This window comes from Paenibacillus pini JCM 16418 (assembly GCF_000576305.1).
Lineage (GTDB): Bacteria > Bacillota > Bacilli > Paenibacillales > Paenibacillaceae > Paenibacillus_AQ > Paenibacillus_AQ pini.
The window spans coordinates 13,508-28,313 of record NZ_BAVZ01000017.1; the positions used below are offsets into that span (position 1 = coordinate 13,508).

12 protein-coding genes and 1 tRNA gene are annotated in these 14,806 nt (G+C 44.4%); 10 read left to right on the forward strand and 3 right to left on the reverse strand.

Annotated elements, in window-relative coordinates; translation table 11 throughout:
* Positions 1 to 14 precede the first annotated feature (14 nt).
* Positions 15 to 1,859 carry an asparagine synthase (glutamine-hydrolyzing) gene (asnB, locus tag JCM16418_RS18650; protein ID WP_036652037.1) on the reverse strand — a complete coding sequence of 615 codons (1,845 nt, stop codon included), beginning with the start codon at positions 1,857 to 1,859 and terminating at the stop codon, positions 15 to 17.
* A gap of 150 nt (positions 1,860 to 2,009) precedes the next feature.
* On the opposite strand from asnB, the gene JCM16418_RS18655 reads away from it, so the two are divergent.
* Positions 2,010 to 2,357, forward strand: coding sequence for a hypothetical protein (locus JCM16418_RS18655; RefSeq protein WP_036652040.1), 348 nt, complete (start codon positions 2,010 to 2,012; stop codon positions 2,355 to 2,357).
* Positions 2,358 to 2,444: 87 nt separating this feature from the next.
* Positions 2,445 to 2,576 (forward strand): hypothetical protein, encoded by a 132-nt coding sequence (locus JCM16418_RS26455; protein WP_256203071.1) that lies wholly within the window; start codon positions 2,445 to 2,447, stop codon positions 2,574 to 2,576.
* A 68-nt stretch (positions 2,577 to 2,644) separates the two neighbouring features.
* On the opposite strand, the gene JCM16418_RS18660 is transcribed toward JCM16418_RS26455, so the two are convergent.
* Positions 2,645 to 2,938, reverse strand: coding sequence for a magnetosome magnetite crystal formation protein family (locus JCM16418_RS18660; RefSeq protein WP_036652166.1), 294 nt, complete (start codon positions 2,936 to 2,938; stop codon positions 2,645 to 2,647).
* Between the two features lie 150 nt (positions 2,939 to 3,088).
* Here JCM16418_RS18660 and JCM16418_RS18665 point away from each other — a divergent pair.
* Positions 3,089 to 3,162: transfer RNA gene (locus JCM16418_RS18665), tRNA-Arg, on the forward strand.
* A 164-nt stretch (positions 3,163 to 3,326) separates the two neighbouring features.
* Here the strand turns inward: JCM16418_RS18665 and JCM16418_RS18670 are convergent.
* On the reverse strand, positions 3,327 to 4,241 hold the full coding sequence (locus JCM16418_RS18670; protein WP_036652043.1) for a serine hydrolase domain-containing protein: 915 nt from the start codon (positions 4,239 to 4,241) through the stop codon (positions 3,327 to 3,329).
* Between the two features lie 386 nt (positions 4,242 to 4,627).
* Here JCM16418_RS18670 and JCM16418_RS18675 point away from each other — a divergent pair, with 386 nt between their 5' ends.
* From JCM16418_RS18675 to JCM16418_RS18700, 7 genes are all read left to right on the forward strand, one after another.
* The gene (locus tag JCM16418_RS18675) at positions 4,628 to 5,389 is read left to right on the forward strand and encodes an alpha/beta hydrolase (RefSeq protein ID WP_036652046.1); all 762 of its coding nucleotides are present in this window, start codon (positions 4,628 to 4,630) and stop codon (positions 5,387 to 5,389) included.
* A gap of 16 nt (positions 5,390 to 5,405) precedes the next feature.
* Positions 5,406 to 6,365: an ABC transporter permease gene (locus tag JCM16418_RS18680; protein ID WP_036652048.1), complete on the forward strand. Its 960-nt coding sequence runs from the start codon at positions 5,406 to 5,408 to the stop codon at positions 6,363 to 6,365.
* A 17-nt stretch (positions 6,366 to 6,382) separates the two neighbouring features.
* Positions 6,383 to 7,285 carry a carbohydrate ABC transporter permease gene (locus tag JCM16418_RS18685; protein ID WP_036652051.1) on the forward strand — a complete coding sequence of 301 codons (903 nt, stop codon included), beginning with the start codon at positions 6,383 to 6,385 and terminating at the stop codon, positions 7,283 to 7,285.
* A 51-nt stretch (positions 7,286 to 7,336) separates the two neighbouring features.
* Positions 7,337 to 7,798 (forward strand): extracellular solute-binding protein, encoded by a 462-nt coding sequence (locus tag JCM16418_RS26075; RefSeq protein ID WP_242403902.1) that lies wholly within the window; start codon positions 7,337 to 7,339, stop codon positions 7,796 to 7,798.
* A 17-nt stretch (positions 7,799 to 7,815) separates the two neighbouring features.
* On the forward strand, positions 7,816 to 8,931 hold the full coding sequence (locus JCM16418_RS18690; RefSeq protein WP_242403903.1) for a type 2 periplasmic-binding domain-containing protein: 1,116 nt from the start codon (positions 7,816 to 7,818) through the stop codon (positions 8,929 to 8,931).
* Between the two features lie 169 nt (positions 8,932 to 9,100).
* A complete protein-coding gene (bglX, locus tag JCM16418_RS18695) occupies positions 9,101 to 11,275 on the forward strand; it encodes a beta-glucosidase BglX (protein WP_036652054.1) in 2,175 nt (724 codons plus the stop codon).
* Between the two features lie 122 nt (positions 11,276 to 11,397).
* Positions 11,398 to 14,757, forward strand: a complete 3,360-nt coding sequence (locus JCM16418_RS18700; protein WP_036652058.1) for a GH36-type glycosyl hydrolase domain-containing protein — start codon at positions 11,398 to 11,400, stop codon at positions 14,755 to 14,757.
* Positions 14,758 to 14,806 lie beyond the last annotated feature (49 nt).

Genomic DNA, 14,806 nt, shown 5'->3' on the forward strand with positions numbered 1-14,806 from the left:
CTTTTTATTATTTCTTACTTAATCGAAACATGATACGTTTTCAGCCAGTTGTTAACTTGGGATAGATAAGCGAATAATTGCGGACCCGACATGAGCTGTCCGAACCATGGAAGATTGGATGAGGCCTCAGGTGAGGCGGCAATTTCACGAATTTTAGACGCGTTAATGAGCGGCAAGATGGGGGAGGATGGATCATCCAGAATATTGAGTAGCTGCTGTCTTACGGCGTTCAGGAAGCTGGGATTATGCGTTTTGGGATAAGGACTCTTTTTGCGATAAAGAACGTCTTCAGGCAGTGCCCCTTCAAGCGCCTTACGAAGAATCCCCTTCTCGCGGTTACCTGTCGTTTTAATTTCCCATGGAATGTTCCATACATACTGCACGAGTCTATGATCGCAAAAGGGAACACGTACTTCGAGGCCAACGCCCATACTCATCCGGTCTTTGCGATCGAGCAGAGTTGGCATGAAGCGCGTGATATTTAAGTATGACATGACTCTCATTTGGGCCTGTTTGCCGGTCTCACCGCGAAGCTTAGGAACTTCACGAACCGCTTCAGCATAACGATCCCCGAGATAATCGAGGGGGCGAATCCATTCAGAGATTTCAGGTGATAATAGACTCGCACGCATATCAGGAGCGACAGACCACGGGAAGGTGCCGGCATTTAGCATCTCTTCGCGATGAAACCATGGATAACCGCCGAAGATTTCGTCAGCAGCTTCGCCGGATACTGCAACAGTGGCTCCTTTTTTGATTTCCCGGCAAAATAAATATAGAGAAGCATCCACGTCTGCCATTCCAGGTAAGTCACGGGCTAATGTTGAGGCGTTTAGCGCTTCGACTAGCTCAGGCGTATCAAACTCAATGTAATGATGCTCGGTGCCGAGCTCCTCGACCATGCGTTTAATCCATGGCGCGTCTGCACCCGGCTGAAAGGCATGGGATTTGAAGTGCTCATCATTTCCAAGATAGTCCACGGAATACGTGTGCATCTGGCCTTGCCCCGTACGCTTGTAGTACTCCACAGCAAGAGCGGACAATGCGCTTGAATCAAGCCCACCGGAGAGCAGAGAGCAAACAGGCACATCGGATACTAACTGACGCTCCACCGTGTCTTGCAAAAGAACGCGTAGATGCTGCGCGGTAGCGTCCACATCATCTTCATGCACATGGCTATCGAGCTTCCAATAAGCATACGTGCGCAGGCCGCTGCGGCTATAAATCATAGCATGACCTGGTCGCAGCTCTTTCATGCTTCGATATACACCTTGCCCCGGCGTTCGCGCAGGTCCAATGATAAATACTTCTGCTAATCCCTCTGGACCCACAGTGGGCTCGACCTTGGGATGCTGGAGTAAAGCTTTAGGTTCCGATCCAAAAATAAATGTACCACTAATATCGCTGTAAAATAGCGGCTTCACGCCCAGACGATCGCGCGCAAAAAACACCTGCTGCTGAACACTGTCCCAAACAGCAAAAGCAAATATGCCATTTAGCCGATCTACACATCCCGGACCCCATTCAATATAAGACTCAAGCAATACTTCCGTATCGCAGTGAGTACGAAATCGATGGCCTCGTATTTCTAATTCATGTTTTAATTCGGCTGCATTATATAATTCCCCATTATATACAATCGCATATACATCATCTTCATCATGAGCGATCATAGGCTGCGCGCCGTTCTCCGGATCTATAACACTGAGCCGCCGGTGGCCGAAAGCACATGGATTGGAAATCCACGTCCCAGCGGCATCAGGACCGCGTTGCGACAAGCTCTCTGTCATTCGAACAAGAATCTGCGAATCTTGGGTTAAATCGCCGCTCCACTGTATAAAACCGGTAATTCCACACATGATGGTTCATCCCTCTCATTGTCGTTTGTCCATCCGTTTGTCCTTTTTATGCCAAACTGATACAGATATATGCCGAACTTAGGCATAAAATGTCTGTCCTTTAAGGAAAACTACAGGGGAGGACGGTGTCATAAAAGGAGGATATTAAGGATGTATTACATCAAAGATGCCAAAATACGCAGAATGACTGAGCATAATGGAGCTCCATGTGCTGAGGTCGGTGTTCTTCCGGGATCTCTCGGGGATACGGCCTTGCTTGTCTATGTAACGGAAGGCCAAGATGGAGATTATGACATGGTCAAGATCATTCGTAACGAAGCCGATACTGTTCTGGATTGGTATGACAATGGTATGCATGCAGCATTTGTAGATGTGACCAACGGGGCATTCGAAGCTACAGATATGATGACTGCGGAGCAGGAACGACATAAATTCAAGCGAGAACTGCTGTCCTTCGGAAACATTGAGGCAGATTTGAAGGCGCGGTTCTCAGAATAAGTAAAGTAAGAACATCCAATTATTAAAGGACATAGGCATTCCACTGCTTACCCATACTAAGACCATTCTTAGGGGAGGTGAGCAGAAATGGCATCTACATTTAAGAAGAACAAAGGTAATAAGTATGCCCATCAGAGTGAATTTGCAGAAGAAGTCATGAGTAAGAATGCGAAGAACCAAGCTGTACCTAATAGTCCGAGACGTTTTGGGAATAAATAATTCCTTCCAGACACATTAAAACCTCCGTAGTGACGGAGGTTTTGGTGATACATATGTAAGTATACTAATTATACGTCGTCACGGAGGACTTGAATTCCCTTGACGATGTTATAAACAAACGACCCGAAGTAAATGACAGCGAATAGAATCACGTAACCAAATATGGAACCTGCATGATTTGCAATGATCGTTAGATACAATAAAGGGATGGCCGCAAGGAAAGGGAACAGATGAGAGAGCAGAGCCCTTTTGGAATGCTTAGCCACATAGGCATCTCTAGCAACAATCCAAACGATAATCGGAAAAATAAACGGCGCGAAGAAAATACTAAAATAGGACAAAGACGATAATAGCTGTCGCATCATTCAGAACCCCTCTACATCATTATGTCTACCATAATATGATTCATTATTACCCTTGATTAGGAGGTTTGATTCAATTTATAAATTTTACTATGAAAATTGATTAACATGCTGTATAATAAACAACGCAGACTTTTTTGATACATACATGTCTCAGTAGCTCAGCTGGATAGAGCAACGCCCTTCTAAGGCGTCGGTCGGGGGTTCGAATCCCTCCTGGGACGTAAAGTAAAGCTCTCTTCGGAGAGCTTTTTGTTTTGTCGTCAACAAAAGAGACCAAAAAGACGGTAGCGCCAATCCCAAACTGGAGGCTCTACCGTCTTTTTAGTATCTAACTATGATGTTTTTTACAAATTGATAGCTATGTATTAATAATCAATATCTTCTACTACAGTATTGGCAGAATCTCAGACCAAACAGCATCCAGTATTCCCTGCATATTATCTTCCTCACTGTTTATTGCGATTACAGCTTCCTTCTCAGGTATGATGACACAGAATTGACCATATGCCCCGTCTGCTCGATAGGATTCATGTTTGCACATCCAAAATTGGCATCCGTAACCCTGACCCCAATCTCCATTTCCTTGATTCGTTTCTATTTGCTTATTCGTTGTAAACTCAATCCACTCTTCTGGGACAAGCTGCTGCCCCTTCCATTGGCCCTTTTGAAGAAGAAATTGTCCAAAACGACTCAGTTCTTCCGTACTGATCACAAGCCCAGCACATCCAAGTGTTACACCAAGCGGAGAGGTTTCCCATTCCACGAATTCAATCCCGAGCGGATCAAATAACCGTGTAGTCAAATAATCCTTTACGGTTTGCCCGGTGCAAGCTTGTACTATGGCTGAAATGATAAATGTATCGCCACTGCTATACGTAAAAGTCTCACCAGAAGGTCTATCCAGAGGTAGAGACATATAATACTTAACCCAGTCTTTTTCTTCTAACGAAGCTCTCTCTTCAGCCCAAAGCGGTGGAGAATCATGACCGGAGGACATGCGAAGTAGGTTGTACAGCGTAATTTCACCAGCTTGAAGCGATGAATCATCTGCTTGAACAACCTGCACATATTGCGGAAAAACATCTTTAATTTTAGTGTTTAGCGATAGTTTCCCTTCTGAAATTGCAAGTCCAACGGCCATACAGGTGAAGGATTTACTGATCGAGTGCTGCACACGACGCACATCTGTAGTCAAATTCCATGTCCCAAACACGTTACCTTGTTGTAATACTCGGACGGAAAGGACGTTTAGTCCTTGCTTCGTGATTCGGTTAACAAAACCATGCAATTTATCTGACATATGATGTTCCTTCTTTCCGCATCGATACGTTATAGAAACGTTTCACCAAATCACGTTTCTTGTTAGGTTTATGGTAAAACAAATAGAACATCATGTCAACAAACAAACATCACATCCAAATGCTTAATTTTCCCATATTCTATAAAGGATCATAGATATATAAACCTAAATTTTACAATTGAATCAGCGACCTCATTTTATGAGTATTTGTGAAATTTGAAGTTGACAAGAAGTCATGATAGGTCGTATGATTTGTTCGAAACGATTCGATAAACCGCTTTCAGAGCACTTTCAAAACAATTTAAAAAAACGATGCGTATGTGACACTCCCAGCTTTCTTTCATACTGCATACGTAGAGAACAATCGGTTATAAAGGGGGATACATATGGCGCATATAACAATTGAAACTGGATCTCCAACCTTAAGAATGACAACAAGTATCCATGTAGTTTCTCCATGTGATTCCGGAATTCCATCAGATAGCACACTTTATCTGCTTCACGGTGCTGGTGATAATGCAAGTACTTGGTCTCGTCTAACGACGATTGAACTTTATGCTCAGAAATACGGATGCACGGTCATTATGCCAGAAGTAAATCGTAGCTATTACACGAACATGGAGTACGGTTTAGATTATTTCGATTACATTACCGAGGAGCTTCCGGCATTGTGTAATCGTCTTTTCCGGCTGAAATCCGCACCGGACAGGACTTTTGTTGCTGGACTCTCTATGGGTGGATACGGAGCCTTAAAATGTGCGCTTACGTATCCTGAACGCTATGCCAAGGTAGTATCGTTATCAGGTGTAACCGATGTTCAGCAGCGTCTTCGTGATCCGAATATGGAACAGGGGATGGTCAAAGAAATGCAGGCAGCATTTGGAACGGGTCTGAACGTAAAGCCAGATCAGGATTTATACACACTTGCTGCAAAAAGAATGGAGGAGGGCGACATACTCCCGTCGGTACTGTGTTGCTGTGGAACAGAGGATCCTTTCATCCGGATGAATCGTGAGTTTTCGGATTATATGCAGAAGACTTCATTTGATTTCAAGTATGTGGAAGGTACAGGGACGCATGACTGGCATTTTTGGGAGCAGCATTTGAAAACTGCTTTTGACTTCCTGTTTGAAGAAAAGAACAAGTAGAGTGAGGTGATGCAAATTGAAACCCGTAGCGTTAGGGCCTAACAAAAAACTGAAGGGACGTTCGAATTCCGCATCCTGGTATAAGGAGATATGGAAGCACCGAATGACGTACACGCTTCTTGTTCCGGGCTTGATTTGGTTAATCCTATTTGCTTACTTGCCGATGGGCGGTTTGTCCCTTGCATTTAAGCATTACAGAGCCAACGATGGAATATGGGGCAGCCCTTGGGTTGGATTTGAAAATTTCAAATATGTTTTCCGGGATCCGACCTTTGCACAGGCTGTGTGGAAAACGTTATATATCAACATCATTAAACTCGTTATTACATTCCCATTTCCGATCATTATGGCTTTGCTGCTTAATGAGCTTCGGATGCGCAAAACGAAGAAATTGTTCCAAACCGTATTTACGTTTCCACAGTTCTTATCATGGATTATCGTTTCAGGGATTGTCATCAACGTACTTTCCTTTGATGGATTGCTTAACAGTGCGTTATCGCTTTTTGGACTGCCGACCATTAACTTTCTTGGCTCTGAAAAAATGTTCCTGCCGATGCTCATTATGACGGATATCTGGAAATCTACCGGGTGGGGAGCGATTATCTTTTTGGCCGCCATTTCGGGAATTGACCAAGATCAATATGAGTCAGCGCAAATGGACGGAGCGTCTCGATTACAGCAAATGTTTAAAATCACGCTACCCAACATTCTTCCTACGGTTACGATCATGTTCATCCTTAATGTGGGCGGTCTGATGTCAGCCGGATTTGACCAAATTTTCAACTTGGCTAATGCTGCTACGCAAAATGCTTCCCAAGTGCTGGATGTGTACATTTACCGAATTACTTTTCAATCTTCGACGGATTTCTCATTCTCGACGGCTGTCAGCTTGTTCCGGTCAATTGTGAATATGATCTTGCTGCTTGCTGCTGATCGAGTGGCAAAATTGATGGGCGGAGACGGTTTATTCCGTTAGGAAAGGAGTGCTAATTAATGAGTACCAAAGCAGTAAAACAGCATAAATACCGCGTAGGAAAAATGACTTTCTTGGACTACTTCCTACTGGTCGTCTTGATTGTCCTATCATTAATGATTTTGCTACCGTTCTGGAATGTCATTATGATCTCGTTCGCAACACAAAAGGAATATGCAGATAACCCGATGATGTTATTTCCGAAGCACCCGACTTTGGATGCTTATAAGGCATTGTTTGCGGATGGTAGGATTTTGACAGGGTTCTGGAATACGCTAAAAATTCTGCTTGTAGGACTGCCGCTTAGCTTGTTTCTAACAAGTACGATGGCTTACGGGTTGAGCCGCAATAAATTCCCAGGTAAGAAACCTATTTTCTTCCTGGTTCTGTTCACCATGATATTCAATGGCGGTATCGTACCGCTTTATCTAGTGATGAAGTCGATGCATTTGACTGGCTCATTGTGGTCCGTCATTCTGGTCGGCAGCTTTAGTGCTTTTAACATGATTCTAATGATGAACTACTTCCAAGGCTTACCGGAATCCTTGATGGAATCCGCAAGACTAGACGGTGCTGGAGAGTGGAAAATTCTTCTTTCTGTTGTTCTTCCACTAGCAGCACCCATTATGGCGACAATTACACTATTTTACGGTGTCGCATTCTGGAATGGATGGTATGATGCCATGATTTTCCTCCGGAAATCGGATATGCTGCCGCTGCAAAACGTTCTACGGACAATCATTGTCGAATCAACAACCAATGTTTCCAACGCCGCAAGCGTAGACTCGATTGGTAAGCAAGGCTTCTCTACGGGAATGAAAATGGCATCGGTCTTCGTATCTATGCTGCCGATCATGTGCTTCTTCCCAATGCTGCAAAAGCACTTCGCTAAAGGGGTGTTAACAGGGGCTATCAAGACCTGATTAACGAATAGATTTTTATACAAAAATCTTAATCAATCACGGGGGTAAAACATGAAAACGAACAAAAAACAATTGGTAAAACCTCTTCTGGCCGTGGCGCTGTCTCTAGCAATGCTAACAGTGACTGCATGCTCGAAAGAAGATGCATCAGGCGGCAATGAGAAAGACAAGGATGGCAAATACACGGACAAACTCAAAGTTTCTGTCGCTCAAACCATTGAACTGAAAGATGGCCAACTGAACAATGAGTTCCATAAGTTCTGGATGGACAAGTTCAATATTGAATGGGATTACAACTTTATTCAGTGGGATTCTTGGGCAGAGAAGCTTCGCCTATGGATTAACTCCGATGACCTACCTGATGTAGCGAGCTGGAACTATGTGCATGGCGATTTTATGAACTATGTTGATCAAGGACTTTTATATAAATTCCCAGATGATTGGAAGGAACGTTGGCCGAACATAGCTGCAGCTTATAAGCAGACAGGCTTGGTGACAAACTTGAGGAATTGACAGGCGGCACGTACATTTTGCCAAGACCTGTGTACTTTGAGAATAAACCAGCTGATCCGTTAGTTAACCAAATTGGTGTTATCGCCTTACGTAAGGACTGGGCAAAAGCTGTGGGATTCGAACTTAAGGATGTATACACTACAGACGAACTCATGAAATATGCGGAACTTGTTAAAGAGAAAGACCCTGGTAAGCTCGGTTCGAAGCTTATTCCTCTTTCCTACAACGCGGATGACGCTCTTACGAACATTATCATGCCAAACAGTGAACATTCACGTGTAGAATCTGCTTTCTACAAAGGTGAAGACGGCAAATTCCATTGGGGCCCAGCTGATCCTGAGACTCTTACTGGTTTGAAGATGATGCAAAAAGCTTATAAAGAAGGTCTCCTAAACCCTGAGTTCTACACATGGAAAAACAATGAAGGCAGTAATAACTTCAAAGTCAAAGGCGTAGCTGCAGTCACTAGCCTTGGTGGTCTAGCATCGTACAGACAAGATATGAATACGGCAATGAAGAAGAACCTTGACGTAAACAGTGATGATCTCGTTCATACGGCTATTGTTCTAGGTGACGATGGCAAATATCGTAACCTTGAGCAAGCGAACTTCTGGTCTTCCGTCATTTTCTCGCCAAATATTAGCAAAGAAAAATTCGAGCGTGTGATGGACCTGATGGACTATTCAACAAGCAAAGAAGGACAACTGATTCTGAACATGGGCTTTGAAGGAAAAGACTGGAAATACGGTGAAAATAAAGAGCTTATAAGCCTACTTCCTGAAGGAACAACGTTGGAGGACAAATACCCATCCCGTTTTGAGGGACTGTATGTTCTTGGTGATGATTTCAGCATGATTAACCCGGCGATTAAAAAAGAATATCGTGATACTGCAGTTAAGCATTTCCAAGACAAAGCGAAGCTAGGTAAAGAAGGCGGTAAGCTGGCTGAGTATGACTGGGATGTACAGTTATATGATTCCAAAGCTAAGAGCCAAGCATCTTTCGAATTCCAGAATGAGTATGCAAACCTAATTCTGCAAAGTGGAGATCTGGAAGCGAACTGGAAGAAATGGGTGCAAAGTAAGCAATCTCTAGTTCAACCGGCTCTGGATGAATTGAACAACCAAAAGTAATGGAGTATGTAGCTGCAAATTGATTTGGCCGGAGACTTTTAATAGCGGCCCTAATCCCTTGAACCCGGTGCGCAGGATATTCCGATGCAGCCGGGTTCTTCACTTAAAGCGTGAGGGAATGAGCCAAACCTAAATATTCTCTTTTAAATACAGGAGCGGAGGGAATGAAATGGAGAACCATCAGTTAATCGATCTGTTGAATCAAATGACACTTGAAGAGAAAATTGCTCAACTGCTACAGCTTACCGCTCATTTCCATGAAGGGACAGAAAGTGAAGGGCAAATAACAGGTCCAATGGAAGAGATGGGCATTTCTGAACAAATGGTTACAGCCAGTGGTTCAGTGCTCGGTCTCTCGGGAGCTCAAGCCATTATAGACGTACAGAAGGCTTACATGAGCAAGAATCGTCTGGGTATTCCTTTGCTGTTTATGGCAGATGTGGTACACGGATTTAAGACTATTTTCCCAATCCCTCTAGCCATCGGAAGTTCATGGGAGCCGGAGCTTGCTGAGAAGAGCGCAGAAATCTCTGCCAGAGAATCTGCAGTATCAGGCTTACATGTTACATTTGCGCCAATGGTTGACCTGGTCCGTGATCCAAGGTGGGGAAGAGTGATGGAGACGACGGGGGAAGATCCATATCTGAACAGCCTCTTTTCGCGGGCATTCGTTCGGGGATACCAAGGGAATCTGCAGGAGGATACAGAGCGGCTTGCTGCATGCGTCAAACATTTTGCTGCATATGGAGCGCCTGAGGGCGGGCGTGATTATAATACGGTCGATATGTCCGAACGAAATTTGCGTGAATATTATTTACCGGCATACAAGGCAGCGCTGGATGAAGGCTGCGAAATGGTCATGACTTCTTTTAATACCGTCGACGGTATTCCAGCTACGGGGAATGAGAAGCTCATGCGTGGAATTTTACGCGATGAATGGGGTTTTGACGGTGTGCTGATATCTGATTGGGCATCCATTCGGGAAATGATCGCACACGGAGCAGCTGAAGATGATTGTGAAGCAGCTTACCGCGCGATCCGTGCGGGTGTGGACATCGAAATGATGACACCATGTTATGTGCAGAACTTGCCAGAGCTTCTGCAAAGTGGTCGCGTGGATAAGACGCTAATTGATGAAGCTGTTCTTCGGATTCTGCGTCTCAAAAACAAGCTGGGTCTCTTTGAAAATCCACTGCGCGGGGCAGATCCTGAACGTGAACGTGAACTTGTATTCTGTAAAGAGCATCGTAAAGTTTCCTATGAATTGGCTACCAAATCTTGTGTTCTGCTTAAAAATAACGGTGTTCTTCCACTACAGCACGAGTCCAACGTGGCCTTGATCGGTCCGTTTGCACAAAGCGATGATATTCTGGGTTGGTGGTCCTGTGAAGGCGTGAAGGAAGATGCTGTTAAACTTGGTACTGCATTAGAAGAACGTCTGCAAAGTGGAAAGCTGCGCGTGGCTAATGGATGCGATATCCATAGCATCACGCAGGAACAATTGGAAGAGGCACTAGAAGCAGCGCAAACAGCAGATATCATTGTTCTGGCTCTTGGAGAAGATTCCAGCATGAGTGGTGAAGGCGGTTCACGGACGGATATTCGTCTGCCTGAGGCACAGCTTGAACTTGTTAAACATTTGCAAAAATTAGGGAAACCGATAGCTGCTGTTATTTTCAACGGCCGTCCGCTTGATTTACAGGGTGTATTCAATGAAGCTGATGCGGTTCTGGAAGCTTGGTTCCCTGGAAGTGAAGGTGGAGCAGCCGTGGCCGATATTCTAGTTGGTCGCGTAAATCCGTCAGCAAAACTCACCATGTCGTTCCCACAATCCGTAGGACAGGTACCTGTTTATTACAATCGATTCAATACGGGACGTCCGTTAGATCCGCTAAAAACCGAGGAACGTTATGTTTCGAAGTATATAGACAGCCCGAATGAACCGTTGCTTCCGTTTGGATACGGTCTATCGTACACGACCTTTGAATATAGCGATCTAACACTCTCAAGTCTTGAGATGACTCCGAATCAGCCGTTAACAGTCAGCGTCAAAGTCTTGAATACAGGGACAAGAGCTGGAGTGGAAACAGTACAGTTGTATATTCGCGACGTGTCTGGCGAAGTGGTTCGCCCACTGCGAGAACTGAAGGGATATAAGAAACTTAAGCTTGCTCCGGGAGAACATGGTATTGCGACCTTTACCTTAACAGAGGAGCAGCTTCGATATCATCATTCCGATCTCGGATTTACAAGTGATCCGGGAACGTTTCATGTATTTGTCGGGTCAAACAGCAGAGATACACTGGAGCAGAAGTTTAAGCTAGCTTCGAGCCAACTGGCATAACGGAACAGTTCAATGATGCCGAAGAACGGCACATCTTATCATACAAATTCAGAACAACTGCCTTGAGAAGCGGTCGGCTAAGTTAGCTGGTTGCTTCCGGGATAGGAGGAAAGAACATACCCATGACAACAACGATTACGAAATCTAAGTTTAACGTTCAAGCTGGCGATCTATGTTTTACCTTTTGGGAGAGCGGAGATTTGTATCAAGCTGTAAACGGACGGACAATGATCAATCAGCTTATGACAAGCCCTATCGATGGATCGATGAATAACCTCTATTTGCGGACTCACGGAGAATCTGGCATACAGTTTTTCCCGATGCTTGGTATACAATCAGGCAGTACAGTTAGTACCGGTAAAAGGCGAGTGGTTTGGGAAGGTTTGGCCGGAAATATCGAATACAGAGTGACTCTCGCGCTGACGAAGCAGGGAGTGTGGTTCTGGGACGTCGTGACTCGTGGAGAAGATGTGAAGATCGATGTCATCTACGGACAGGATATCGGCAATGCGGATATTGGTGCGGTGCGTAGCAACGAAGCATATCTGTCGCAATATATCGACCATACCGTATTTGAAGACGAGGCGAAGGGTTATGTCATCTGTTCCCGTCAAAATCAGCCGCAAGGAGGGGCATTCCCTTACATGCAGCAGGGTTCATTAACCCGTTCCGTTGGCTATTCGACGGACGGATTCCAGTTCTTCGGTTTGTCTTACAAAGAAACAAATATGCCAGAACGTTTGAGTAAGGCTCATCTTGCTAATGAAGTGTATCAATACGAATTCGCTTATACTGCACTTCAATCTGAACTTATCTCATTAAATGGCGAAGCTAGCTTTGTGTTCTATGGTTTAGTCAAAGAGGATCATGCGGTAGCGGTTACGAAGCTGGAATATGCCGATGAAATTCAAAGCGCATGGGATGCTTATAAGACCGAAGAATATCAAGAAGAGTTGCACAAGCTGGCTCCGATCCATCTGAAAAATACAATTGGTGAGCCCTTGCAGACACTCTCTATGACTGAAGAAGAGGTGAGCCTGCGCTTTCCAGGTTCTTCGATGCACCAAGAAGAGCGCAAAGATGGTCAATTGCTAGCTTTCTTTACAGATACGTATGAACATATCGTACTTAAAGACAAAGAATTGCTTGTAGAACGTCCGCACGGACATATTCTCATGAGTGGTAACAATGTTAAACTGGGCGCCAAGGTGATGACGACTACTTCTTATATGTATGGTATTTTTAATTCACATGTTGTGGTCGGTAACACGAACTTTAATAAGATGATGAGTAATGCACGGAACGCGCTAAATGTGCCTAAGACAGCAGGTCAGCGTATTTATGTGGAACGGGAAGGCAAGTTTCATCTGCTTACCATGCCTTCTTTATTTGAAATCGGGTTTAACTATGTTCGATGGTATTATAAAATGGAAGAAGATATGTTGATTATCACGAACTTTACAACTTTGGATACACCTGAAGTACGCCTAAACGTGCGTTCGGAGAGTGGCCAATCTTATAGATATCTAGTAACGAATCAAGTTACGATGAATGTAAATGAGTACGAGCTTCCAGTACACATGACACAGGAAGAAGGCAAGCTGGTATTCACCGGGGATCAGAATGCGATTAGTTCGGATGTATATCCGAATCTTAAATACCGTATGTGGGTGGATGGAGCCGATGTTACGGTTGGCGATGAAACCGTGCTTGCGGATGGAGTCCATGCCGGTGATGCTTCGCTTGTAACTTTGCAGCTTGGAGAAAGTTCTGAATGGACACTCACAATGCAAGGATTGCTCGAAGGAGAAGATCTTCCAGCGTCAGCTCGTAACGCTCAGGAAGAGATTGCGAAATTCCGCGAATTTTATAAAAATGTTATGAATGGCTTCCATCTCTCACGCTCTGCTGATGAGGAATCAGAGGATCTCTTTAAGGTGAATGCTCTGGCTTGGTGGTACACGCATAACATGCTTGTTCATTATTCTGTTCCACACGGTCTTGAGCAATATGGCGGTGCGGCCTGGGGAACACGGGATGTGTGCCAAGGCCCCGTTGAATATTTCATGGCAACACAAAAATTCGAGCAGGTGCGGGATATTCTCAAAATGGTTTATTCTCATCAGTACGAAGATGATGGAAATTGGCCACAGTGGTTCATGTTCGATGAATATTTTGCCATACAACAGGAAGAAAGTCATGGCGATATTATCGTATGGCCGCTTAAAGTGTTGAGTGATTATTTGAACGCTACCCAAGATTACAGCATTTTGGAGGAAAAGGTTCCTTATACCAAGAAGGGCGAATTCCAGTTCACTGAGCAAAAGGTAGCGATCCTTGAACATGCGAAAAAAGAAATAGGCTATATCCGTAGCCATTTCCTTCATGATACCCATCTATCATCCTATGGGGATGGGGATTGGGATGATACGCTTCAACCGGCAAATGCACAGCTGAAGAAGTATATGGTCAGCAGTTGGACGGTTGCGCTGACATATCAGACATTAAATCAGTTGTCTAAAGCACTACTTCCGGCCGATCAGGCGCTTGCTGCTGAACTGCGGGAGCTGTCATTAGGCATTGAGAGTGACTACAATCGGTATATGTTACAAACGGGAATTATTCCGGGATTCATTTACATGGAGGATCCGGCTCAGGCTAAGTTAATGTTACATCCAACGGATACGGAGACCGGCATTCAATATCGGTTACTCCCGATGACAAGAAGTATTATTGCAGAACTGCTTGATCTAGAGCAAGCTCAATCTCACAATCGTCTGATTAAGGATAAATTTTTATCTCCTGACGGTGTGCGTCTAATGAATCGACCTGCACAATATGCCGGTGGGGTAAGTAAGCACTTTAAGAGAGCAGAACAGGCATCAAACTTCGGACGCGAGGTTGGTCTGCAATATGTGCATGCACATATCCGTTATATAGAAGCTATGGCGAAACTGGGTAATACAGATGATGTATGGAGTGGGCTTGAAATCATTAATCCTGTTGGAATCACTGATGTTGTTCCGAATGCTGAGCTTCGCCAGAGTAATGCTTATTTCAGTAGCTCCGATGGTAAATTCAATACCCGATACGAGGCACAAGCAAGGTTCGATGATCTTCGTAGCGGTAAGGTTCAGGTGAAAGGGGGCTGGAAAATTTATTCCAGCGGACCTGGGATTTATATGAATCAGCTGATCTCAAGTGCCCTTGGCATACGTCAGGAACAAGGCAACCTTGTGATAGATCCTGTACTACCCATTACATTAGACGGACTGCATTTCGACTTTGAATTTGCAGGAGTCCAAGTTACGTTTGTTTATCACATCACAGGCACTAGTATTAGCCGTATCCTAATGAACGGAACACCTTTGACTTCAGAAAATCTATCAAACCCTTACCGTCAGGGAGGGGCGCTCATTTCCAAGAATGATTTTGATCGTGAGATGAAGCAGGCGCGAAACATCGTTGAGATTTACATGTAAGTAAAAGGCGATCTTTTACAGATCGCCAGTTTCAATAGCATTATGGAGG

Excerpts from the sequence above, each read along its gene's own strand:
- JCM16418_RS18655 (WP_036652040.1), top strand. The coding sequence starts at position 2,010 with ATGTATTACATCAAAGATGCCAAAATACGCAGAATGACTGAGCATAAT.
- JCM16418_RS26075 (WP_242403902.1), top strand. The coding sequence starts at position 7,337 with ATGAAAACGAACAAAAAACAATTGGTAAAACCTCTTCTGGCCGTGGCG.
- asnB (WP_036652037.1), bottom strand. The coding sequence starts at position 1,859 with ATGTGTGGAATTACCGGTTTTATACAGTGGAGCGGCGATTTAACCCAA.
- JCM16418_RS26455 (WP_256203071.1), top strand. The coding sequence starts at position 2,445 with ATGGCATCTACATTTAAGAAGAACAAAGGTAATAAGTATGCCCATCAG.
- JCM16418_RS18675 (WP_036652046.1), top strand. The coding sequence starts at position 4,628 with ATGGCGCATATAACAATTGAAACTGGATCTCCAACCTTAAGAATGACA.
- JCM16418_RS18660 (WP_036652166.1), bottom strand. The coding sequence starts at position 2,938 with ATGCGACAGCTATTATCGTCTTTGTCCTATTTTAGTATTTTCTTCGCG.
- JCM16418_RS18700 (WP_036652058.1), top strand. The coding sequence starts at position 11,398 with ATGACAACAACGATTACGAAATCTAAGTTTAACGTTCAAGCTGGCGAT.
- JCM16418_RS18670 (WP_036652043.1), bottom strand. The coding sequence starts at position 4,241 with ATGTCAGATAAATTGCATGGTTTTGTTAACCGAATCACGAAGCAAGGA.
- bglX (WP_036652054.1), top strand. The coding sequence starts at position 9,101 with ATGGAGAACCATCAGTTAATCGATCTGTTGAATCAAATGACACTTGAA.
- JCM16418_RS18685 (WP_036652051.1), top strand. The coding sequence starts at position 6,383 with ATGAGTACCAAAGCAGTAAAACAGCATAAATACCGCGTAGGAAAAATG.